This window comes from Synechococcus sp. CS-205, from assembly GCF_025128255.1.
Taxonomy (GTDB): Bacteria; Cyanobacteriota; Cyanobacteriia; order PCC-6307; family Cyanobiaceae; genus Regnicoccus_A.
In genome coordinates this window covers 1-22,006 of record NZ_JAHLZB010000040.1, presented here as the reverse complement: position 1 = coordinate 22,006, position 22,006 = coordinate 1, and the positions used below count along the sequence as shown (strand labels likewise).

At 68.5% G+C, this 22,006-nt stretch carries 24 protein-coding genes; 12 read left to right on the top strand and 12 right to left on the bottom strand.

Going from position 1 to position 22,006, the window contains the following annotated elements; all coding sequences use genetic code 11:
* From KQ297_RS10370 to KQ297_RS10360, 3 genes are all read right to left on the bottom strand, one after another.
* A partial coding sequence (locus KQ297_RS10370) for a leucyl aminopeptidase family protein (protein WP_259739349.1) occupies positions 1–748 on the bottom strand: 748 nt, incomplete at its 3' end.
* A gap of 41 nt (positions 749–789) precedes the next feature.
* Complete coding sequence (locus KQ297_RS10365) at positions 790–1,407, bottom strand: GIY-YIG nuclease family protein (RefSeq protein ID WP_259739348.1); 618 nt, start codon at positions 1,405–1,407, stop codon at positions 790–792.
* Positions 1,408–1,409: 2 nt separating this feature from the next.
* On the bottom strand, positions 1,410–2,096 hold the full coding sequence (locus tag KQ297_RS10360) for a hypothetical protein (protein WP_259739347.1): 687 nt from the start codon (positions 2,094–2,096) through the stop codon (positions 1,410–1,412).
* Positions 2,097–2,227: 131 nt separating this feature from the next.
* Between KQ297_RS10360 and KQ297_RS10355 the strand changes: the two genes are divergently transcribed.
* The 5 genes from KQ297_RS10355 to KQ297_RS10335 are packed head-to-tail and all read left to right on the top strand — an operon-like array spanning position 2,228 to position 6,696.
* Positions 2,228–2,551 (top strand): DUF1825 family protein, encoded by a 324-nt coding sequence (locus KQ297_RS10355; protein ID WP_185465021.1) that lies wholly within the window; start codon positions 2,228–2,230, stop codon positions 2,549–2,551.
* A 46-nt stretch (positions 2,552–2,597) separates the two neighbouring features.
* Positions 2,598–3,845, top strand: a complete 1,248-nt coding sequence (tyrS, locus tag KQ297_RS10350) for a tyrosine--tRNA ligase (protein WP_259739346.1) — start codon at positions 2,598–2,600, stop codon at positions 3,843–3,845.
* Between the two features lie 8 nt (positions 3,846–3,853).
* Positions 3,854–4,597, top strand: coding sequence for an orotidine-5'-phosphate decarboxylase (gene pyrF, locus KQ297_RS10345; RefSeq protein WP_259739345.1), 744 nt, complete (start codon positions 3,854–3,856; stop codon positions 4,595–4,597).
* A gap of 17 nt (positions 4,598–4,614) precedes the next feature.
* Complete coding sequence (locus KQ297_RS10340; RefSeq protein ID WP_259739344.1) at positions 4,615–5,310, top strand: superoxide dismutase; 696 nt, start codon at positions 4,615–4,617, stop codon at positions 5,308–5,310.
* Between the two features lie 6 nt (positions 5,311–5,316).
* Complete coding sequence (locus tag KQ297_RS10335) at positions 5,317–6,696, top strand: 1-acyl-sn-glycerol-3-phosphate acyltransferase (protein WP_259739343.1); 1,380 nt, start codon at positions 5,317–5,319, stop codon at positions 6,694–6,696.
* A 3-nt stretch (positions 6,697–6,699) separates the two neighbouring features.
* Here the strand turns inward: KQ297_RS10335 and KQ297_RS10330 are convergent, their stop codons facing one another.
* From KQ297_RS10330 to hpf, 5 genes are read right to left on the bottom strand one after another with little or no spacing between them, the layout of a single operon-like run.
* Entirely contained in the window at positions 6,700–7,869 is a 1,170-nt protein-coding gene (locus KQ297_RS10330) for a glycosyltransferase family 4 protein (protein ID WP_185465017.1), read from the bottom strand.
* A gap of 28 nt (positions 7,870–7,897) precedes the next feature.
* The gene (locus KQ297_RS10325; protein ID WP_399251617.1) at positions 7,898–9,289 is read right to left on the bottom strand and encodes an MFS transporter; all 1,392 of its coding nucleotides are present in this window, start codon (positions 9,287–9,289) and stop codon (positions 7,898–7,900) included.
* Positions 9,290–9,293: 4 nt separating this feature from the next.
* Positions 9,294–10,124 (bottom strand): DNA repair protein RecO, encoded by an 831-nt coding sequence (gene recO, locus KQ297_RS10320; RefSeq protein WP_399251623.1) that lies wholly within the window; start codon positions 10,122–10,124, stop codon positions 9,294–9,296.
* The gene (gene deoC / locus KQ297_RS10315; protein WP_259739341.1) at positions 10,121–10,801 is read right to left on the bottom strand and encodes a deoxyribose-phosphate aldolase; all 681 of its coding nucleotides are present in this window, start codon (positions 10,799–10,801) and stop codon (positions 10,121–10,123) included. Before deoC ends, recO begins: the two co-directional genes overlap by 4 nt.
* A gap of 27 nt (positions 10,802–10,828) precedes the next feature.
* Complete coding sequence (gene hpf / locus KQ297_RS10310; protein ID WP_259739340.1) at positions 10,829–11,416, bottom strand: ribosome hibernation-promoting factor, HPF/YfiA family; 588 nt, start codon at positions 11,414–11,416, stop codon at positions 10,829–10,831.
* Between the two features lie 53 nt (positions 11,417–11,469).
* On the opposite strand from hpf, the gene lipB reads away from it, so the two are divergent.
* The 5 genes from lipB (at position 11,470) to queA (ending at position 17,343) form a co-directional block, all read left to right on the top strand.
* A complete protein-coding gene (gene lipB, locus KQ297_RS10305; RefSeq protein ID WP_259739339.1) occupies positions 11,470–12,147 on the top strand; it encodes a lipoyl(octanoyl) transferase LipB in 678 nt (225 codons plus the stop codon).
* Between the two features lie 108 nt (positions 12,148–12,255).
* Positions 12,256–14,193, top strand: a complete 1,938-nt coding sequence (locus tag KQ297_RS10300) for an AMP-binding protein (RefSeq protein ID WP_259739338.1) — start codon at positions 12,256–12,258, stop codon at positions 14,191–14,193.
* 78 nt (positions 14,194–14,271) lie between these two features.
* On the top strand, positions 14,272–14,715 hold the full coding sequence (locus KQ297_RS10295) for a YlqD family protein (protein ID WP_185465011.1): 444 nt from the start codon (positions 14,272–14,274) through the stop codon (positions 14,713–14,715).
* A 67-nt stretch (positions 14,716–14,782) separates the two neighbouring features.
* Positions 14,783–16,153 (top strand): dihydrolipoamide acetyltransferase family protein, encoded by a 1,371-nt coding sequence (locus tag KQ297_RS10290; protein ID WP_259739337.1) that lies wholly within the window; start codon positions 14,783–14,785, stop codon positions 16,151–16,153.
* Positions 16,154–16,191: 38 nt separating this feature from the next.
* The gene (gene queA / locus KQ297_RS10285; protein ID WP_259739350.1) at positions 16,192–17,343 is read left to right on the top strand and encodes a tRNA preQ1(34) S-adenosylmethionine ribosyltransferase-isomerase QueA; all 1,152 of its coding nucleotides are present in this window, start codon (positions 16,192–16,194) and stop codon (positions 17,341–17,343) included.
* A 51-nt stretch (positions 17,344–17,394) separates the two neighbouring features.
* On the opposite strand, the gene KQ297_RS10280 is transcribed toward queA, so the two are convergent.
* From KQ297_RS10280 to KQ297_RS10270, 3 genes are all read right to left on the bottom strand, one after another.
* The gene (locus tag KQ297_RS10280) at positions 17,395–17,994 is read right to left on the bottom strand and encodes a superoxide dismutase (protein ID WP_185474746.1); all 600 of its coding nucleotides are present in this window, start codon (positions 17,992–17,994) and stop codon (positions 17,395–17,397) included.
* Positions 17,995–18,210: 216 nt separating this feature from the next.
* Entirely contained in the window at positions 18,211–18,867 is a 657-nt protein-coding gene (locus KQ297_RS10275; protein ID WP_259739336.1) for an FKBP-type peptidyl-prolyl cis-trans isomerase, read from the bottom strand.
* A gap of 88 nt (positions 18,868–18,955) precedes the next feature.
* Entirely contained in the window at positions 18,956–19,297 is a 342-nt protein-coding gene (locus KQ297_RS10270) for a phasin family protein (protein WP_185465007.1), read from the bottom strand.
* 35 nt (positions 19,298–19,332) lie between these two features.
* Here KQ297_RS10270 and KQ297_RS10265 point away from each other — a divergent pair, with 35 nt between their 5' ends.
* A complete protein-coding gene (locus tag KQ297_RS10265; RefSeq protein ID WP_259739335.1) occupies positions 19,333–20,799 on the top strand; it encodes an apolipoprotein N-acyltransferase in 1,467 nt (488 codons plus the stop codon).
* Between the two features lie 211 nt (positions 20,800–21,010).
* On the top strand, positions 21,011–21,385 hold the full coding sequence (locus KQ297_RS10260; protein ID WP_037979861.1) for an AbrB family transcriptional regulator: 375 nt from the start codon (positions 21,011–21,013) through the stop codon (positions 21,383–21,385).
* Positions 21,386–21,532: 147 nt separating this feature from the next.
* Here the strand turns inward: KQ297_RS10260 and KQ297_RS10255 are convergent, their stop codons facing one another.
* Positions 21,533–21,883 (bottom strand): RNA-binding protein, encoded by a 351-nt coding sequence (locus tag KQ297_RS10255; protein WP_259739334.1) that lies wholly within the window; start codon positions 21,881–21,883, stop codon positions 21,533–21,535.
* Positions 21,884–22,006: the final 123 nt, after the last annotated feature.

Here is a 22,006-nt window from a genome sequence, read left to right as displayed (position 1 = left end):
GCCGGCGGCTGGCACCAGCCGCAGGGCGGTAGGTGAGGTGGATGAATTTGGGGGGCAGGCTCGAGCCACGGGACACCCCCAGGTAAGCGCCCATCCCCAGGGCTTCGCAGTCGGCACGCTCCAGCACCTTCAGCTCCAGGCCGAAATCCCGGGAGATCGCCGCGGCGGTGTCGGCCAGGGCCTGGGGGGTGACCACGTTCGGCGGGGCCGCCACCAGCTGCCGTGCCAGCTCCACGCCCGCGCAGGTGGCCCCAACCCCCTCGAGACCGGCGGCGGCCCCATCGGCCAGCCCCAGCAGGTGCACGGCCTGGGGGATGGGTTTGGGGTCGGTCTCACTGCGGAAGCGCTCGTCGACGTAGAGGCTGAGACGCACGGCCTCCGCCATGGCCCGTGCCGCGGAGCGGGGCTCGAGCCCCTCGGTGGGCAAAACCAGGCCAAGTTCCGGGCCTGGGCCCGCGGCTCTGGCGATGGCGGCCACACCACCGCGGAGGGCCTCGAGATCAAAGCGGCCCGGTTCCCCCAGCCCCACCAGCACGAGCTGCAGGGGGATGGGCCGGAGCAGGGTGAGGCTGATGCACTCCCCCGGTTTTCCTTTGAAGGACCGGCGCTCCAGCAACGCCTGCAATCCTGGCCCGAAGCGGGTCTCGAGGGCTTCGAGACGTTCCCCCGCCTCGCCCTCGAACAGACCGACACCGAGGGTGTCGCCGCTCCAGTCGCTCAGCGGGGTGGAGGGGCAGCTGAACTCCATGGGGTGTGGCGGTCATCGGGTCGCGATCGTAGCGACGCCACTCAGACGGGATCACTGGTGAAGGGGGTGCCCCAGCGTTGACGGGTCTCCTTGTTGAAGGGCGGCTGCCAGCGACGGATCAGGGCCTGCTCCAGGGCCCGCCTGGGGCGCACCCGGGCGGGGACGTCACAGCAGAAGCGGATGCTGCAGCGGGTCTCCAGGCCTGCTCGGCCCATGGCCTCGCCGTAGGCCGCCAGGTAGGCCTTGCAGTCGTGCTCGCCTTTCCAGCGCCGATCCGCCTGGCCGGTTTCACCCACATAGAGCAGCAGAGGGCTGCGCAACTGCTGTGGCCGGTCCATCACCAGGTACAGGGCGGGGCCCTGCTGGGGGGACTCGGGCCAGCGCCAGAACTGCAGATTCTGGGCCTCAAAGGCCAGGGGATCGAAGCAGGCGGCAAGCGTCTGGGGATCCTCGCCGCTGCCGCAGGGGTCAGCGCTGAAGAGGCTGCCCTGTAGAAGTTCGCTGGCGTTGCGCTCGAACAGGGGGCCCTGGAAGTCCGCCAGGTGCTGCTGCCAGTTGAGCAGGTGCTCGCGCAGCAGGGGCGGCGACGCTGGCTGAGGGCTGCTCGCCCCATGGAGAGCGCCACTCCGGAACAGCTCCTGCTGGCGTCCGCTGGCCATGCTCAACGGGATGACGCCGGCCTGGGCGGCCTCGGCAACTCCGGTCCGCTGGGGCCCTGCCCGAAGCTGACCCGCCCGATCAGGGCCTCGACAAGATCCGCCGGCAGGCCCAGCCGGTCCTGGAGATCGGCCAGGTCGCGGAAGGGGAGGCGGCTGCGCTCCTGCAGCAGGTGCCGCAGGCGGGCCTCCTCCAGGGGCAGCTGGGCCCTGAGCTGCTCGGCTGTGCAGCGGTTCAGATCAAGCGGTGCCGGACGTGCCGTCGGGGCATCGCCATACCAGCGGAACACCAGCAAGGGCTGCCAGCGGCGGATCACCGCTTCGTCGAGATCGAGCAGCTCCTGCAGATCCTCCGGTCCGCTCAGCTGCACACCGCGGCTCTGCAGCCGCAGCAGCAGATCCACCTGGCTGGGGATGCAGCCCGGCAGGCGCAGCCAGTCGGCGGCGGTGGCGCGGTTCACATCCAGCCTCCAGCCCAGGGCCGCGGCGTGGCGCACCTCCTCGGCGCTGCGCAGCCTCAGGCCAGGATTCTGGGCCAGCTTCAGAGCCAGCAGATCCCGCTCGACGCTCTCGTCGCCGGCCTTGGAGGGCTCCGGGAGTTCGGCCCCGCGCTGCCTGGGTTCGCGCCGGATCTGACCCGTGGCCTCCAGCAGGCTGCGGGCGAGGGGATCCAACCAGTGCCCCTTGGCCATGGCGGTACCCCAGCTCCGCGCAACTGGGGCGAAGTTAGCGGCAGCAGGGCCGGGGTTACGCCAATCCGTACTGGCCCCCGGCCATGGAGGCCCCCAGAATCGATTCCATTGCCTCATGCCTGGCACGCCCCATGGCCTTCTTCGAATCCGAGATCGTTCAGGACGAAGCCAAACGCCTGTTCACCGATTACCAGCAGATGACTCAGCTGGGGGGCGACTACGGCAAGTTCGACCGGGAAGGCAAGAAGCTGTTCATCGAGCAGATGGAAGGACTGATGAATCGCTATCAGGTGTTCATGAAGCGCTTCGAGCTCTCCGAGGATTTCCAGGCGAAGCTCACCGTGGAGCAGCTGCGCACCCAGCTGGGGCAGTTCGGCATGACCCCCGAGCAGATGTTCACTCAGATGCACCAGACCCTGGAGCGCATGAAGGGCGAACTCGAGGCCAGCGCCTGAGCCCGCAGGCCACTGCCTACGATCCGCGCCGATGGTTCCGTCGCTGATGGCTGAGGCCACCCCACCACCCCTGCCCCCCTGGCTCCGGCGTGGGCTCGCAGATCTGTTCCCGAACGGCACACCCGACGATCCCGATCAGCAGTTGGCCGCACGGCTGGCCGAGGCCGATCGGAAGGGCCGTCCCCTGCGCATCAAGCTCGGCATCGACCCCACCGGCACCGACATCCACCTGGGGCACTCGATCCTGTTTCGCAAGCTGCGGGCTTTTCAGGACGCAGGGCATACGGCGGTGCTGATCATCGGCGACTTCACTGCCCGCATCGGGGATCCCACCGGCAAGAGCACCACCCGTGTGCAGCTCAGTGCCGCCGAGGTGGATGCCAATGCCGACACCTATCTGGCGCAACTGGGCCTGGGGCACCCCCCGGAGCGGGCTCTGCTGGATTTCGTCACCGCGGGTCGCCTGGAGGTGCGTCGCAACAGCGAGTGGCTGGCTGGCCTTGATCTTCCCCAGGTCATCGAGCTGCTGGGGACCACCACCGTGGGACAGATGCTGGCCAAGGAGGAGTTCGCCAACCGCTACGGCTCAGGCACCCCCATCTCCCTGCACGAGTTTCTTTATCCGTTGCTGCAGGGCTACGACTCGGTGGCCGTGCGCTCTGACCTGGAACTGGGGGGAACCGACCAGAAGTTCAACGTGGCCATGGGCCGCGATCTGCAGCGCCACTTCGGCCAGCGGCCCCAGTTCGGTCTGTTGCTGCCGATCCTGCCGGGGCTCGACGGTGTGCAGAAAATGAGCAAAAGCCTTGGCAACACCGTGGGGCTCAACGAGGGGCCGCTGGCGATGTACTCCAAGCTCGAGAAGGTGCCCGATGCGGTGGCCGATCAGTACCTGACCCTGCTCACCGACCTGGATCCTGCCCACTGCCCCGGGAGCCCGCGCGAGCGTCAGAAAGCCCTGGCCCTGGCGATCACGGCTGGGCGCCATGGCCAGGAAGCCGCCAGTGCCGCCCAGGCCGATGCCGCCAATCTGGTGGCGGGAGAGATGGCGGCCAGAACGGTTCCGGAGGTCTCCCTTGCGGGGGTGACCTTCCCCTCCAAGGCCTTCCATCTGCTCAGCGCTCTCGGTCTGTGCGCCAGCAGCAGTGAGGCCCGGCGCCGGATCCAGGGTGGTGGGGTGCGTCTCGATGGCGAGAAGCTCAGCGACGTGAACCAGGACTTCAGCGCCGCCTCCGAGCTGGAGGGCCGGGTCCTGCAACTGGGCAAGAAGACCTTCCTGCGCCTGGTGGCATGAGCGCTTCGATGCCAGGCCCTCACGGCAGCCAGGCGCCACGGGAGCGCATCATTCTGGCGCTCGATCGCCCGGACACCGCCTCGGCCCTGGCCCTGGCCGACTCGATTCCCTCTCTGCGCTGGGTGAAGGTGGGGCTCGAGCTGTTCTGCTCCAGCGGACCCGATGTGGTGCGTCAGCTGCGCCGCCGGGGCCTGCGGGTGTTCCTTGATCTCAAATTCCACGACATCCCTGTCACCATGGCCGGGGCCTGCCGCAGTGCGGCCCGGCTCGGGGCGGAGCTGATCACCGTCCATGCCTGTGCCGGCAGCGAGGCCCTTGCGGCTGCCCAGGCCGGAGCCCTTGAAGGGGCGGCCCAGGCGGAGCTGGCACCCCCCACCCTGCTGGCGGTGACCGTGCTCACCAGCTGGGAGGCCGAGCGCTTCAGGGCCGAGCTGGCGCTTGAGGAAACACCCGAGGTCTATGTGCCGCGCCTGGCGGCTCTGGCGGCGACGGCCGGTCTCACCGGGGCGGTCTGCTCTCCCGAGGAGGTGGCGGCCCTGCGCCAGGCCTACCCCGAGCCCTTCACCCTGGTCACCCCCGGCATCCGCCCTGCCGGTGCACCGGTGGGCGATCAGCGGCGGGTGATGACCCCGGCGGCCGCCATGGCCGCAGGCGCCAGCCGGCTGGTGATCGGTCGGCCGATCAGTGCCGCTGACGATCCGGCCGCTGCTTTCGCCGCCTGCTGCGCAGGGCTATCCATACTTGGCTCCTGATCTCCCGGGCCGAAACGATGCGACGGATCCTTGCCGCCCTGGTGGTTCTGCCGCTGCTGGTGCTGCTGCTCTGCCCAGGCCAGGGGGCCTGGGCAGCGGCGCCGGCGTTCACCCTCCCTGCCCTTCCGTATCCCGCCGAGGCCCTGGAGCCGGCGATCGATGCCACCACGATGACGATCCACCATGATCGCCATCACCAGGCCTATGTGGACAACCTCAACGCCGCCGTGGCCAGGGATCCGGCCCTGAGGGGCCTCAGCCTCGAAGACCTGCTGGCGCGCGCCTCCCAGGTGCCGGCGGCCGTTCGCAACAACGCCGGCGGTCACTGGAACCATTCATTCTTCTGGACCTCCCTCAGCCGCCCTGATCAGGGGGGAGAACCCAGCGCTGCGCTGGAGGCAGCCCTGGTGCGCGACTTCGGCTCCCTCCAGCAGTTCCAAGCCGCTTTTCGTGCCGCCGGCCTGGCCCGCTTCGGCTCCGGGTGGGTGTGGCTGGTCACTGATCCGGGGGGGACGCTGCAGGTGCTCTCCACCCCCAACCAGGACAACCCCCTGATGGACCTGGCCCCCGTGGGCGGCACACCGTTGCTGGGCAATGACGTCTGGGAACACGCCTACTACCTGCGTTACCAGAATCGACGCGCCGATTACCTCGACGCCTGGTGGTCTCTGGTTGATTGGTCGGTGGTGTCCGATCGTTACGCCGCCCGCTGACCGCCCATGCCCCGCGCAGGGATCCAGGCCGCCCAGCCGGCCCTTTGTTTCATCCCACCGGATTACACCCGCTGGCTTTACAGGCTTTGCCGTGGCTTGTTGCCGCTGCTGCTGCGTTACCGCGGTCTGGTGCGCTTCGAGGCCAGCGGCACTGACAGGCTGGCCCGTCTCTTCGCCGAGGCCCAGAGCGGACGCAGCCGCTTGCTGATCGCCTTCCGCCATCCCAGCACCACCGACCCCCTGGTGATGGCCCAGCTGCTCTGGCGGGAGGTTCCCCGGGCGGCGAGGCGCGATGGGCTGCGTCTGAAGCCCCCGGTCCACAGCCAGTTTCTCTACGACCGCGGCATTCCCCTCTGGGCCGGGGAGGCCGCCGGCTGGATGCTCTCCAAGCTGGGCGGCATCCCGATCCAGCGGGGCAAGCTGGACCGCCTCGCCCTCAAGACGGCTCGCCACCTCTTCGCCGACGGCCCCTTCCCCCTGGCGATCGCCCCGGAGGGCGCCACCAACAACCACGGCGAGCTGCTCAGTCCCCTGGAGCCCGGCCTGGCCCAGATGGCCTTCTGGTGTTGCGAGGACCTGGCGGCGGCCGGGCGCCAGGAGCGGGTGCTGATCGTGCCGATCGGCCTTCAGTACCTGTCGATCAGCCACGACTGGGGACCGATCGATCGTCTGCTCGGACGGATGGAGGCCCTGCTGGGGGGTCTTCCTGACGCCGTCGTCAGCGCCCCCGCCGCGCCAGCCGACTCCCCCCAGGCCCTCGAGCACCGCTATGAACGGCTCATAGCCCTCTCGGAGCGGCTGCTCTCCCTGCTGGAAACCTTCTATCAGCGCAGCGACGGGGCGGCCCCAGGACCTGCCGTGGAGGATCCCGCGTCGACCGACTTCCTGGAGCGGCTGGCACGGCTGCGGGAGCGGGCACTGGCGGAGGCCGAGGCCCACTTCCAGCTTTCCGCCAGGGGCACGGTCAGCGAGCGCTGCCGCCGAATCGAGCAGGCGGGCTGGGCCTGCATCTACCGGAAGGATCTCGAGGAGCTCTCCCCGGTGGAGCGCAGCCTGGCTGACTGGTCGGCTCGGGAAGCGGACATCCGCATGGGGCACATGCGCCTCGTGGAGCACTTCTCCACGGTGAGTGGCTCCTATGTGGCCGAGAAGCCCAGCATTGACCGCTATGGGGAGGTGCTGATGATCCTCTGGCGGGCGATCACCTGGATCCGCGGTTGCGGCGAGGAGCCCCCTGCGGCCCTGGGCCCCTGGCGGGTGCGCATGGCGGTGGGGGAGCCCCTCGATGTGGGGGTTCGCTGCGAGGGGTATCGCCTTGATCGCCGCGGCGCGGTCGAGCGGCTCACCGCCGATCTGCGCGAGCGGCTGGAGGCCGCGATCGGTTGAGCTTCAGGCGGCGAGGCTGCCCTGGGGCACCAGCTCGGCATAGAGCCGCTCCAGCTGCTCGATGTTGTGGGCCAGGGTGTAACGCTGCAGGACCCGCTCCCGGGCCCGCCGGCCCAGCTCGGCCGTGAGCACCGGTTGATCCCGAAGCACCGGCAGCAGCGTGCGCAGCTGAGTGGTCACCCCCTGCGTGCTGATCACGATGCCGGCCCCTCCCTCCAGCACTTCCCCATCGGCGCCGGCATCGGTGGCCACACACGCGGTGCCGCTGGCCATCGCCTCCAGCAGGGCGAGGGAGAGTCCCTCCACCAGGGAGGGCAGCAGGAAGACATCGGCCGCCTGCAGCAGGGCCACCCGCTGGTGCAGGTTCGCTTCGTAGCCCCACCAGAGCACGTCATGCTCCTCGCTGTTGCCCTGCAGGGCCTGGCGCAGGGGGCCATCGCCGACGATCACCAGCAGGCATTCCCGTGGTCGGACCAGCCGCCAGGCCCGCAGAAGCGCCTCCACGTTCTTCTCCGTCGACAGCCGTCCCATGTAGAGGAAGAGGCGCCGCCGGCCCAGACGGCTCCGGAGGCTGGCCAGCTCCCTCGAGGGAGCCACAGGGTCGGGAGGGCACCACAGACCGGGATCGACCCCGTTGGGGATCACCGCCAGCCGCTCCTGGCGCACCCCCAGCCGGGCCAGCAGCTCAGCCTGAAGTTCAGAGAAGACGATCACCCGATCGAAGCGGGCCAGGGCCGGGGCGTAGAGCTGGTAGGTGAGCTGCTGGGTACCGGCGGTGATGTTGCGCAGGCTGGCGTCGAAGGCAGGGTGGAAGGTGGCCACCAGCGGCACCCCCAGGTGCTGGCAGAGATCCGGCAGGCGGAAATCCAGCGGGGAGAGGGTGAGGCTGGCGTGCACCAGGTCGGGGCGCAGACGCTCCAGGGATTCCCGCAGCTCCCGCTGGGCTCCTGGGGAGGGAATCGTGTACACCTGGGATTTCACCAGGTACGACAGGGCCACCTCACCGTTGCCGCCACCGACACCCTCGTTCGGGGCCAGGCCGCCAGCGGGGGTGTCGAAATGAATGAAGCTGATCTGGTGGCCGTGCTTCCGGAGCTGCTCGGTGGTGGAGAGGCTGTAGGTGACGTTCCCGCAGAAGGGTGATTTCTTGCCCAGCCACGCGATGTGGGCCAACGCTTCAGGCCTCGTGCTGGGGGGAACGCTAGCAGCGCTGCCAGGGCTTCTCGATCAGGATGGCCAGCAGGGTGATCGCAGCCAGTCCCCAGAGCACGGGCATCAGCCCGTAGCGGCTCACCACGGCACCGGCCAGCACCAGGGGCAGGCTCAGCGCCACGTTGATCAGGTTGTTCTGAAGGCCGAAGACCTTGCCGCGCATCGCTTCGGGGGTGTCGTCCTGGATGGTGGTCTGCGAGGGAATCGCCACCAGCGCGGCGCCGATGCCGAGCAGACCGCAGAGGCCGAGGGTGATCAGCAGCTGGCCCCGTCCCTGGCCGAGCAGCACCAGGCTGAAGGCGATCAGCGCCAGCCCCGTGGAGGCCATCCGGCGGCGGTTGAGCCCCTGGCCCAGCTGGGCCACCCCCAGGGCGCCGCAGGCCATGCCCACCCCACTCATGGCCAGCAGGGTGCCGAAACGGGTGGGTCCAAGCCCCTCGATCGCCGACGCCAGGCTGATGGCCAGCACATACAGCGCCGCCAGAATGCTGTACAGGAGCACCAGCTGGAGCAGCGCGCCGCGGACGCTGGCCCGCTCCCGCAGCACCTGGAGCCCCTCGGCGATCTCACTCCAGACGCTGGTGCCCCGCTCCACCCGTTCTGGCTCCTCCATCTTGATCGTGCTGATGCAGAGGGCTGCCAGCCCGTAGCAGAGGGGGAGCAGAACGAATTCACCACCCCCGATGCCGATCTCCTTGAGGCTGGAGCGGAGCAGCCGCAGCACGGGGTCTCCCAGGGCGAAGCCGACGATCGTGGCCCCCATGCTGGTGGCCTGATACAGCGACATGGCCGCGAGCATGCGCGGCCTGGGGACCAGCAGCGGGATCGCCGCCTGCTCGGCCGGTGCGAAGAACTGGGTGAGCACCGACTCCAGGAAGGTCATGGCCACCAGGCCCCAGTAGCCCCAGCTCAACCCCAGCCACTGGGGCCCGGGCATCAGCGCCAGGGGAGCCAGCAGGGTGAGGCCGGCCCGCAGGCCGTTGGAGGCCACCATCACCTGGCGCTTGGGCCAGCGATCCGCCCACACCCCGGCCACGGTGCCCAGCACCATCGCCGGCACGGTGTTCGCCACATAGATCCCCGTGGCCAGCAGGGTGATCATCTGGGCGCGGGTTTCCAGATCGAGCCGCAGGCTGGCGGCGGCCTCGGCCAGCACCATGTTGTTCTGGGGGGTGTCCGTCACCCAGTACTGGGCGATCAGGAACACCATCAGCACGATGTAGAACTTGTCGGCCAGCTGGGAGAAGATCTGTCCCAGCCAGAGTTTTCGGAAGTCCGGCAGGGCGAGCACCGCCTGCAGGCCATCGGTGCGTGAGCCGGCGCTGCTGCCCTCGGACGGCTCCGGGGGGGGCGTGGCGGTTGGCCGGGACGATCCGCTCAAGGTGTCAGTCGTTCGGCGGCAATGATGGCGCAGCGCCCCGGTGCCCCTGAGCTTCGGCGCTGAAGCAGCCCTGCAGCAGGCGCAGGGCCCGACCCCGGCGGCCCAGGTGCTCCTGGCACCACACCTGCAGCAGCTCCAGCAGCCGCAGCCAGACCCAGGCGGGGCCCATCAGCGCACCATCGCGGCAGCGGGGGAGACCCGGCCGCGGCAGCCGTTGCAACAGAGCCAGTTCGGAGGCGTTCAGCACCAGCATCGCTCCGGGCACGGCGCCGATCACCAGCCCCTCTCGGGGCAACAGACTGCAGCGCCACTGGCGGTTGCCCAGGGGAGGGGCCAGCGGTTCCCCCGTGCGGGCGCAGTGCTGCAGCGGCAGCCCATACCCCCCCAGCGCCAGCAGGTGCACATGCCCCTGCACGGCGATCGCCAGGGCCTCCAGGTTCTCCTGTCGCTCGGTGACCACCGCCTCCAGGCGGCGCAGCTGCAGGGTCAGGTCGTCGAGGGCGCCAGCCACGCCATCCCCATCGGGCACAAGTCGCAGGCAGAGCTCCGCCAGCGACTGGGCGGCGGCGAGGGTCTCCAGACGCTGTCCGAGTTGACTGAAGCTGTGGATCACCCGCAGCTGGCGCACCCGCCGCAGGCCGCGGCCACCGCCGACCTGCAGCCGCAGCTGGGACAGGGGAACCGCCGCGGCCAGGCTGCTGCGGGGGCGCCGGGCGCCGGGCACCGCCAGGCGGCTGAGGCCGGCGCCATCGCTGAGCAGGGTGAGCAGCCGGTCGTGTTCCCCCAGGGGCCCGCATTTCAGCGAGAGACCCTCCAGAGACTCTTCAGGCATCAGGCAGGGGCGCGCATGGCCTCGATCAGGGCCACGCCCCGGCTTGTTCCCAGACGCGTGGCCCCGGCGGCCACCAGGTCGAAGGCCTGCTCCAGCTCGGCGATGCCGCCTGAGGCCTTGATTGCCGCCCGGCCCCTGGCCAGTTCGCGCAGCTGGGTCACCTGCTCCGGGCTGACGGCCGGGCCGAAGCCACTGCCGGTCTTGAGGTAGGCGGCGCCCGCATCGATCGAGGCCTCCACCAGCAGCTCCAGGGCGGCGGGATTCAGCCGTCCAACCTCCTGAATCACCTTCACCGGCAAGCCAAGTTCCACGACTGCGCCCAGTTCCTGGTAGATCGCGCTGCCATCCCCATCGGCGAGAGCCCCGAAATCGGGCACCACATCGAGTTCATCGGCACCTGCGCTGGCGGCGGCTTCCGCTTCAGCCAGCTTGATCGCCGCCGTTACCGCACCGAAAGGGAAGGCCACCACGGCCACCAGCTTGACGCGGCCGGAACGGCCCAGCCGCTCACGGGCTGCGGCCACCCAGCGGGAGGAGACGCACACGCCAGCGAAACCGAAGTGCCGCGCCTGATCACAGGCCTGGTGCACGGCCTCCAGGCCGTGGTGGGGATCCAGCAGGGCCTGCTCGATCAGCGGAGCCAGATCGGGCAGGGGCCCCCTGGACCTTGAGTCACGCATCACCGGGACTGGAGAAGAGAGGGTGAGTCAGGAGTCCTTGGGTTGGATCACACCGAACCCGCCGTGGTTGCGGCGATAGACCACCTGCAGTCCGCCGCTGGAGGCCTCCCTGAACACATAGAAATCGTGGTCGATCAGCTCCAGTTGGTGCAACGCCTCATCCAGGGTCATCGCGGGCATCGAGAAGTACTTCCGCCGGACGGCTGGAACAGGCAGGGCCGGCTCCCGGTTGCCGATCAGATCGTCGGGAAGGATGCCCTCGAGGCTGGCCTGCTCGGTATCGTCGCTGCGGCCAGGTGCTGGGCCGGTTCCGTGGTGATCACTGAGGCGATCCTTGTAGCGGCGCAGCTGTCTGCCGAGCTTGCCCGCCACCATGTCGATGCTGGCATAGAGGTTTTCACTCCGTTCCTGGGCACGGATCACCAGCCCGTTGGCATACACCGTGACCTCGGCGGTTTGTTGCGCCACCCTGGGGTTTCGCGCCACGGAGAGATGAACATCAGCTTCTTTGACCAGCCCCTCGTAATGATTGATGGCTTTACCGAGTTTGGCTTCCGTGTAATCACGGATCGCCGGTGTGACGTCGAGATTGCGGCCGTGGATCAACAGCTTCATCGAACAGTCCCCTCGGTGGTCGTTCTGGATCAACTGTAGGAAGGGACCCGCGCATGATTCCCTGCCTCGACGCAATCCTTGTTGAACCCCCCGAGCCCGTGGCCTTCGCAACGGCCTGGGCCTGGCAACGGGACCTGCAGGCTCGGTTGCTGAGCGATCCCGACGGGCCTGAGGCTCTGCTGCTGCTCCAGCATCCCCCCTGCTACACCCTGGGCCGGGGGGCCAGCGAGCGGTTCCTGCGCTTCGATCCCGCCGATCCCCCTGCTCCGATGTTCCGCATCGACCGCGGTGGGGAGGTGACCCATCACCTCCCCGGCCAACTGGTGGCCTATCCGGTGCTGGCCCTGCAGCGCCACGGCGGGGACCTCCATCTCTACCTTCGAGAGCTGGAGGGGGCCGTGCTGGATGTGCTCCAGGCCGTCGGGCTGGAGGGGGAGCGGAAGCCGGGTCTCACCGGGGTCTGGCTGGAAGGGCGAAAGGTGGCGGCGATCGGGGTGGGGGCCCGTCGCTGGATCAGCCAGCACGGCCTCGCCCTCAACGTGAACTGTCCGCTGGAGGGTTTCGGTGCCATTGTTCCCTGCGGCCTGAGCGGTCATGGGGTGACGCGCCTGAGCGACTGGTGCCCGGGCCTGACCACCGCCCAGGTGCAGCCCCTGCTGCGCCAGGCCCTGGCGCGGCGGTTCGGGTTGCGATTCCGCCCACCGAATCCCTCGGAAGTGCCCTGGCAGTGATAAGCCTGAGCCGCGCTTCGGGACTGGACGATGGACGCCAAGGCCTCTGACGGGACGCTTTCAGGCGGCAAACTCCCAGACGGCAAACTTCCAGACGGAAAGGCCTCGATGCTCTGGGCGGGGGACCGACTCGATCAACGGGCCCTGGCGGAACGCGACGACTGGAGCGAGCTGCAGGGGCTGGAGGGACTCTGGCCGATCCTGGCCCGGCGGCACGGTGAGGCCATCGCTCTCGACGCTCCCCACGCCCATCCGCCGGAGCAGGTGTCGTTCCAGGACCTCGACGCCCGCATCCAGGCGGCTGCGGCAGCCTTCGTGGCCCTCGGCCTCAGGGAGGGTGACGTGGTGGCGCTGTTCGCTGAGAACAGCCCCCGCTGGCTGGTGGCGGATCAGGGAATCATGCGCAGCGGAGCTGCCGATGCCGTACGTGGCGGCAGCGCCCCACCCGAGGAACTCCGATACATCCTCGACGACTCCGCTGCCGTGGGCCTGGTGGTGGAAACCTCTGGCCTGCTGGATCGGCTGGCCCTTCAGAGCGACGTTCTGAGCCGGCTGCGCTTTGTGGTGCTGCTGGAGGATGGGCCTTCCGCGGGGGAGGACAGCCCCCAGGTCCCCGGGCCACGGCGGCTGAGCTGGCAGACCTTCCAGGCCCTCGGCCGAGGTGAGCCGGCTGCCGCTCCTCCCAGCGCCGGTCCCGAGCGGCTGGCCACCTTGCTGTACACCTCCGGCACCACGGGGCGCCCGAAGGGGGTCGCCCTCAGCCACGCCAACCTGCTGCATCAGCTGCGCACCCTCGGGGTGGCGGTGGCTCCAAGGCCGGCTGATCGGGTGCTCAGCGTGCTGCCGATCTGGCATGCCTACGAGCGCACCGCCGAGTATTTCCTGCTCTCCTGCGGGTGCCGCCAGAGCTACACCACCCTCAAGCACCTGCGCCCGGATCTGCAGCGCGTCCGGCCCCAGTACATGATCAGCGTGCCGAGGCTGTGGGAGGCCCTGCTGGCGGGCTTTGAGGACGCCCTCGAGGCCATGCCCCCCTCCCGCAAGGGCCTGATCAGCCAGGCCCTGCGGCTGAGCCGCTGGCATGGGCTGTCGCGCCGTCGCGCCCTCGATCTCACCCTTGAGCACGAATCGCTGCCGCGCCGCCTGGCCGCAGCCCTGGGTTGGCTGCTGAGCTGGCCCGGCCATGGGCTGGCCTCCGCCCTGCTCTGGCCCAAAGTGCGCCAACAGCTTTCGGGAGGGGCCCTGCGCACCGCCATCAGTGGCGGTGGGGCCCTGGCCCTGCACGTGGATGGCTTTTTCGAGGCGATCGGCATCGAGCTGCTGGTGGGCTACGGCCTCACCGAAACCAGCCCGGTGCTGGCCTGCCGTCGTCCCTGGCGGAACCGGCGCGGCAGTGCCGGGCAACCGTTGCCGGCAACGGAACTGCGCATCGTCGATCCCGAAAGCGGTGAGCTGCTGGGCTGGCGGCAGCGGGGACGCGTGCTCGCCCGGGGCCCCCAGGTGATGGCCGGATACTTCGGCAAGCCCGAGGCCACCGCTGCGGTGCTGGATGGGGCCGGCTGGTTCGACACGGGTGATCTGGGGCAGCTTCTGCCCGATGGAACCCTGGTGCTCACAGGCCGGGCCAAGGACACGATCGTGCTCAGCAGTGGCGAGAACATCGAGCCGGGTCCCCTGGAAGAGGCTCTGGTGGCCCATCCCCTGGTGGAGCAGGTGATGCTGGTGGGTCAGGACCGCCGCCAGCTTGGGGCCCTGCTGGTGCCACGCACCGAACCCCTGGCCGCCTTCGCCAGGGCCAGGGACTTGCCCCCTCCGCAGAGCGGTGGAACCGGTACCGACCGGGCCCTGCTCAAGGCCCTCAGCGGGGAGTTCAACAGGCTGCTGGCGGCCCGGCCCGGCTCGCGCCCCGACGAACGACTGGCGGGGGTGGCCCTGGTGGAGCCCTTCTCGATCGACAATGGGTTGCTGACCCAGACCCTCAAGCAGCGCCGGGATCGCATCACCGATCGCGACGGGGCGGCGATCGAGGCGATCTACGGGGGCTGAGCCCTCAGCCACTCCCCTGCCCCGTTGGTTGACCGCTGGGCTGCGGGCTGAGAGCCTGGTCGCTGCGACCGCTCTCCCATGACCGAAGGCCACACGCTCACCATCAAGCGCACGATCACCGTGCGGGCCGTGGTCACCCCCCGCTGGAAGGAGGACGCCGAGCGGGAGCTGAGCGCGGCGGTCAGCAACAGCGACCAGCAGCTGGCCCAGCTGGAGCAGGAGGGTCAGCAACTGGTGGATGAGATCCGTCGCCAGAGCCTCAATCCGCTCGACCCCCGCGTCCAGGAGCAGGTGGCTTCGGTGCAGCAGCAGGTGGCGGCCAAGCGGGCCGAATTCGAGGAGCAGAAGCGCACCCTGATCGAGCAGCAGCGCCAGGTGCGTGATCTTGAGTTTGATCAGATCGTCGACCAGGGCCAGATCGAGGGCACCTGCAAGGTCAAGGTGGGCGACAATCTGGTCGAGAAACTGCAGGTGGCCGTCCTGGTGCGCGACGGCGTCGTGCAGGCGATCGAAGGGGGCTGAGGCCCCCGGCGCAGCGGGAGGGGTCGCACGTAAAATCCACACGCAGCCTGCATTTGGGATCAGGACTTTGGCGACCCACGAAATCTTCATGCCCGCCCTGAGCTCCACGATGACGGAGGGCAAGATCGTGGAGTGGCTGAAGAAGCCCGGGGACCGCGTCGAGCGGGGCGAGTCGGTGCTGGTGGTGGAGTCCGACAAGGCCGACATGGACGTCGAGGCGTTCCAGGAAGGCTTTCTGGCCTCGGTGTTGCTTCCTTCTGGCGGCACAGCCCCTGTGGGTGAAACCATCGGTCTGATCGTTGAGAGCGAAGCGGAGATCGCGGCGGCCCAGGCTTCAGCGCCGGCCGCCCCTGCGGCTGCTCCAGCGGCCGAGCCAGCCCCCGCGCCCGCAGTCGCCACGGCTTCCGCTGCGCCCGCCGCTGCTTCGGCGGCTCCTCCGGCCCCGGCCCCTGTGGCGGCTCCCGCGCCTCCGGTACCGGCGCCCGTCGCCACCCCGACGCCCGTGGCCGCAGACGGACGCCTGGTGGCCACCCCCCGCGCCCGAAAGCTCGCTGGTCAGCTGGGTGTGGCCCTTGAGACCCTGCGAGGCAGTGGGCCCCGTGGCCGCATCCAGGCCGAAGACGTGGAGCGGGCCTCCGGACAGGCCGCAAGTGTGCCGCGGGTGGCGGAGGGCTCCGCCCCGGCAGTCTCCGCAGCGGCCGGTGCGGTGGCATCCGGCAACGGCTCAGCGGCGGCGGCACCCGCCGGCCAGTGCTTCGGCAACCCTGGCGACACAGTCGCCTTCAACACCCTGCAGGCGGCGGTCAACCGCAACATGGTGGCCAGCCTGGCGGTGCCCTGCTTCCACGTGGGCTACACGATCACCACCGACCGGCTTGATGCCTTCGCCAAGTCGGTGAAGAGCAAGGGTGTCACCATGACCGCCCTGCTCGCCAAGGCCGTGGGTGTGGTGCTGGCCCGCCATCCCCAGGTCAACGCCTCCTTCAGTGAGGCAGGAATGGTGTACCCCCCAACGATCAATGTGGCCGTGGCGGTCGCCATGGATGACGGCGGCCTGATCACCCCCGTGCTGCCCACGGCCGATCGCACCGACCTCTACAGCCTCTCGCGCACCTGGGCCGACCTGGTGGCCCGTTCCCGCTCCAAGCAGCTCAAGCCGGAGGAGTACAGCACAGGCACCTTCACTCTCTCCAACCTGGGCATGTTCGGGGTCGACCGTTTCGATGCGATCCTCCCTCCCGGAACCGGAGCGATCCTGGCGGTGGCGGCCTCCCGCCCTGCGGTGGTGGCCGGCAAGGATGGTTCGATCGCCGTCAAGCGACAGATGCAGGTGAACCTCACGGCGGATCACCGGGTCATCTACGGCACCCACGCCGCAGCCTTCCTCAAGGACCTGGCCCAGCTGATCGAGACGGCGCCCGAAAGCCTGGCCCTCTGACTTCCGTCGTTTCGTTGGCCCCACAGGCCCCTGCACCCCTGAGCGAACCCCCCGCCGATCTGCGGCTCTCCAGCTACGACTACGTCCTGCCGCCGTCCTTCATTGCTCAGACGCCAGCTGAGCCGCGCCACTCGGCCCGCCTGCTGGCCCTTGGCGCTTCGGGTGGCTCAGGTCCTGAACAGGTCCGGCATCTGCGTGTCTGGGATCTTCAGGCCGAGCTGCGCCGGGGTGATCTGCTCGTGGTCAACGACACCCGGGTGCTGAAGGCCCGGCTGCAGGCCCGCCGCTCCAGCGGGGGTGCCGTTGAGTTGCTGGTGCTTCAGCCCTACGACAGCGCCACTCCCCAGGAGGCGGCCGTGGAGGCCAGCGACAGTTGCTGGATCTGCCTGGTGAGGCCTGGCAAGCGGGTGCGGCCGGGGGAGATCCTTCAGCTGGAGGCCATCGGCCAGCCGTCTCTGCCCCTGGAGGTGGTGGCCGTCGATGGGTCCACGGGGGGGCGGGTGATCCGCTTCCCTCCCGGTTGCAACGATGCGGCTGCGATTGAAGCGCTGCTGCAGCAGTACGGGGCGATGCCCTTGCCCCCCTACATCCAGCGGCATGATCCCCAGGAGGACAGCCGCTACCAGACCCGCTACGCGACCCGACCTGGCGCGGTGGCAGCACCGACGGCGGGCTTGCACCTCAGTGATGATCTGCTGGAGGCCATGGAGGCCAGGGGCGTGGCGATCGCCAGCGCCACGCTGCACGTGGGAGTCGGCACCTTTCGACCTCTGGAGGACGAAGACCTCACCGGACTGAATCTGCACAGTGAGTGGGTGGAGATCAGCCAGTCGCTGGTGGAGGCGGTGGCTGCCTGCCACAGGAGGGGTGGTCGGGTGATCGCCATCGGAACCACCAGCGTCCGCAGCCTGGAAGGAGTGGCGGCGCTGAATGGCGGAGCGTTGGTGCCGTTCCGCGGGCCGGTGAACCTGGTCATCCAGCCCGGTTTCCGTTTTCGGGTGGTGCAGGGACTGCTCACGAACTTCCACCTGCCCCGCAGTTCGTTGCTGCTGCTGGTCAGTGCGCTGATCGGGCGCCAGCGCCTGCTGGATCTCTATGAAGAGGCCAAGCGGGAAGGGTACCGCTTCTTCTCCTATGGCGATGCCATGTGGATTCCACCGGAGGCGGTGCTGGAGGCGGCGCGCCCTTGAACCCTTGGGGGCGGCCGCCGTCTTCGACGGCCGCCCATGGGCCTGGGCCGATCAGGCGGCAGCCAGATTGGCGGCCACGAAATCCCAGTTCACCAGCTTGTCCAGGAAGGTGGCCATGTAATCCGGACGCTTGTTCTGGTAATCGAGGTAGTAGGCGTGCTCCCAGACATCCATGGTGAGCAGAGCCTTCTGACCATGGGCCAGGGGCAGATCGGCGTTGGCGGTCTTGGTGACCTTCAGGGTTCCTCCATCGAGCACCAGCCAGGCCCAGCCGCTGCCGAACTGGGTGGCACCGGCGGTCTTGAACTGCTCAACGAAGGCTTCAAAGCTGCCGAAATCGGCGTTGATCTTCTCGGCGAGGGCACCGCTGGGCTGGCCGCCGCCACCGGGCTTCATGCACTGCCAGTAGAAGCTGTGATTCCAGACCTGGGCGGCGTTGTTGAACACCCCGGCCTTGGAGGCATCGCCCGCCACGCTGGTGATGACGTCTTCAAGGCTCTTGCTGTCGAGATCACTGCCTTCCACCAGTTTGTTGAGGTTGGCGACGTAGGCGGCGTGGTGCTTGCCGTGGTGAAACTCGAGGGTGGTCTTGGAGATGTGGGGCTCGAGCGCGTTGATGTCGTAGGGGAGAGCGGGCAGCGTGTGAGCCATGAAAACGGTGAAACGAAGGGTGAAAAAGCGGGCAAAGCCCTTGGAGGACCGCCATGTCCAGCGGCACGACATGGGCAACCTGCTGGGCTCCGGCGGCGCTGGTCGTGGCAGGCGACCCGGGTCTGACACAAACCCGACCAGGGACAGCCCCACCGGCGGTCCACCGGTGGGGTCATCCTAACGAGGGGTGACCGTTTCCAGTCGTGAGGGGGGGCTTCAGCCCCCCACACCCAGCAGTTCCACCACGAAGGTGAGGGTGGCGTTGGGGGGGATGACGCCACCGGCTCCTCTCTCTCCGTAGGCCAGATCCGGGGGAATCACGAGCTTGCGCTTGCCACCCACCTTCATGCCCGCCACGCCTTCATCCCAGCCCTTGATCACCCGGCCGGCGCCCAGGGGGAAGGAGAACGGACCGCGTCCGTAGCTGCTGTCGAACTCCTTGCCATTGGCGAGGGTGCCGCTGTAATTGACCTGAACCGATTGGCCGTTCACGGCTTCAGCGCCATCCCCGACCAGAAGATCGGTGATGCGCAGGCCACTGGGGGTGACCACTTCCTTGGCGGCCACCATTTCTCCGCCGAGGCCAGCGGCTTCTCCCGCCTGGGTCACGGTGCTGTCAGCAACGGAGCTGGGATCGGAAGGAGTGTCAGCAGCCATGGTGAACAGCGAAGGGTTCGGATCGTCGGGGTCCAGTTCGATCCGGCCGCTGAGGGCGGCCGGTGCAGGGCTGGCCGCCCTGGTCACCGCAGCCATGGAGGTGGCGGCAGCCCCGTCGTTGCTGGCCTCCACCGTGCTGGGGGAGATCAGCTGACTGGCAAGGGCCAGCAGCAGACAGGCGGCGCAGACGCCGGTGCTGATCAGGATGTCACGCATGTGTCGGGAAATGACGGCCGGGCCGAAATGAGCTGAGGGTGATTCTGACAGCGCAGGACGAGCGGACCCCCGTGGAGGGCTTTCACTCTCAGTCGGGAACTTCCGTGCCCTCCCGGCGGCTGCGCAGCTGTTGCTCGAGGCGGTCGATGCGCCCCCGCAGCTCATCCACCTCCCGCTGGCGGGACAGCCCCAGGTCCTGGAGAAAATGATCGATGTTGCGCTCCATGGTGCGTTCCGCCTGCTTTTCCAGCTCAGGGTTCTCCCCCCGCAACGAGCGCATCACGTCGTCGACGAGCACGGTGGCTTCCCCGGGATCCAGGCGGCCACTGGTGACCCAGGCCTGGGTGACGCTGCGAAGGCGGTCGGCCACCAGCGAACTGGTGCCCAGACCCCGCAGGATCAGTTGTTGGAGCAGATTGTCCCGTTCCATGGCGGCAAGCGCTGACCTCCTGATGATGTCGTTGCATGCCGGTGCAGGCCATGGGAGATGACCGGCGCCTGGTGGGGGTCACCGCCCTGGCCGGAGCCCTGGCGGGTCTCTCGCTGGCCCCCCTGGGCCTGGCCCCACTGCTGTGGTTGGCCCTGGTGCCCCTCTGGAGCTGCGGCCCCGCGGCCGCTGGTCTCTGGGGTGCCGCGGCAGTGCTGGTGAGCCACCGCTGGCTGCTCTGGCTGCACCCTCTCGACTGGATCGGCGTCCCCGGCCCCCTCAGCCTGCCGATCTGCCTGCTGTTGTGGCTGGGCTGCGGTCTGGCCGGGGGGCTGCTGGTCGCGACCTGGAGCGCTCTGGTGCGTCGTCTCGGCCCCCGTCACTTCGCCACGGCGCTGGTGGCCTGCGGGCTCTGGGGTCTGACGGAAGTGTTGCTGGCCACCGGTCCCCTGTTCTGGATCGGCCTGGGCACCTCTTCGTTGCCGGCCGACCGGCCCCTGGCCGGGCTGGCGGCGCTGGGCGGCGCTGGCCTGGTCGCGGCGGTTCAACTTCTGATCAGCTGGTTCTGCTGGCATTCCCTTCTGGCCTCGGGGGCCAGCCGGCGGGGCTGGGGGCTGGGCCTGGTGGCGGTGCTGCTGCTCAGCCATGGCCTCGGCTGGAGTCAGCTGCGGGCGGACCAGGCGGAGCGGGGCGCCCCCTTTCGGGTGCTGGTGCTGCAACCGGCCCTGCCGACCCGGGAGAAGTTCAAGCCCGAGCGCCAGCGGGGTCTGCTGGTCCAGATCGCCGCTGCCCGCTCGCAGGCGGCCGCTCTGGGGGTGCCCCTGCTGTTGCCCGAAGGCACGCTGGTGCTGGGTCAGGCCATGCCCGAGGCCGACGCGGAAGTGCTCAGCGGTGGCTTCCGCCTCGAGGGTGAGGAGCTGCGCAGCAGTGTGCTGCGTTTCCTGCCCGGCCAGACCCAGGCCTCGGGTTGGGTCGACAAGTCAAGGGTGGTCCCCCTCGGTGAATGGGTTCCCCTGGCGCGGCTGTGGCGCTGGAGCGGACTCTCGGCCGTGGGGGGTGTGGAGCCCGGCCCCCCTTCGCGCCTGCTGATGCGGTCGGGTGCCGATCCGGCGGTGGCGATCTGCTATGAGCTGGCCGATGGTGTGGCCTTGAGGAAGGCCAGCGCGGCAGGCGCCGGTTGGTTGATGGCCAGTGCCAATCTCGACCCCTATCCGGCCTTGCTGCGCGATCAGTTCACGGCTCTGGCCCAGATGCGTGCGATCGAAACGGGCCGCTGGCTGGTGAGTGCTGCCAACACCGGCCCCAGCCTGGTGATCGATGGGCAGGGGCTGGTCCGCAACGCTTTACCCCCGGAGCAGTCAGAGCTGGGGGTGTTCGAACTGGAGCTGCTGAGCCGTGCCACGAGCTATCAAATCTGGGGCGAAGCGCCTCTGATCCTGATGATTCTGCTCGGGGGAGCTGGGTGCTTCTGGTATCGCCGCCCTCGCTCGGGCCGTTCCCACTGAGCCGCAGGGAAGCACCGCCCGGCGCAGAGTGGATCTGGCGCAACTTCGCCCCCAAGGCTCCTCTGATCTGAATCAGGATGTCCTGACCGGGAATGGGCGAGGCCTTGGATCTTCGCGGGAGCTGAATGGCCTGAGGTTGGGGGCTTGTTCGATCAGCCTCGACGAACCCACACCATTCAGTATGTTGGCTGTGATGTTCTCAATGCTTGCCATGTTGACGGGTGCCGATCTGCTTGCGAAGGTCAAGGAGCTGGGTGAGGTAAGCAAATCAGAGCTGGTGCGTTCCGCTGGCTATGTCAGCACCAAGAAGGACGGCAGTGAACGATTGAATTTCACAGCGTTCTACGAGGCGCTGCTGGAGGCCAAGGGCGTCAACCTCGGCTCCACAGGTGGCGGTCAGGCCGCCGGCAAGGGTGGGCGCAAGCTCAGCTACATCGCCACGGTTCAGGGCAACGGCAATCTGCTGGTGGGTAAGGCCTACACGGCCCTGCTCGATCTCAAGCCCGGTGATGAGTTCGAGTTGAAGATCGGTCGCAAGCAGATTCGCCTGGTCCCCGTGGGCGCCGAGGACGAAGGGGAGGAGTGATCCCCCATCGGTCTGCCTGAAGGACCAGGGTGCCGAGACCACAGAGCCTCGGCATCCAAAAAAAACCCCGCCGTGGCGGGGTTGATCACAAACCTGGTTGAAACGAACCTGATTTCAGGTCAGTTTTTGTGCGCCGTGGATGGCGACTCAGTAGCGGCTGCGACCGCCACCACCGCCGTAGCCACCGCCACCACCGCCGTAGCCACCACCGCCGCCGTAGCCACCACCGCCGCCACGGTTGCCACCGCCACCACCACCACGCGGTTCGGCTTTGTTGACCCGGATCATCCGGTTCATCCATTCGACGTTCTGGAGATCGTCGATGGCCTTCTGCTCTTCGGTGTCGTTCGCGAGTTCGACAAAGGCGAAACCGCGCTTGCGTCCAGTTTCCCGATCAAGGGGCAGGCTGCACTGGCGCACTTCTCCGTATTGACTGAAAAGGTCACGGAGATCCTCTTGCTCGGCATCGAACGAGAGGTTGCCTACGTAGATTGTCATGTAACGTTAAATAACTTGAACCGATCTGTCGACGGCTGGAAGTGTTGCTCTCACCAGTGATCGAAAAATCAACCCTCACTCTACACACGCCACCGGTCCATCAAGCCCGGGGGGGGGGGGGGG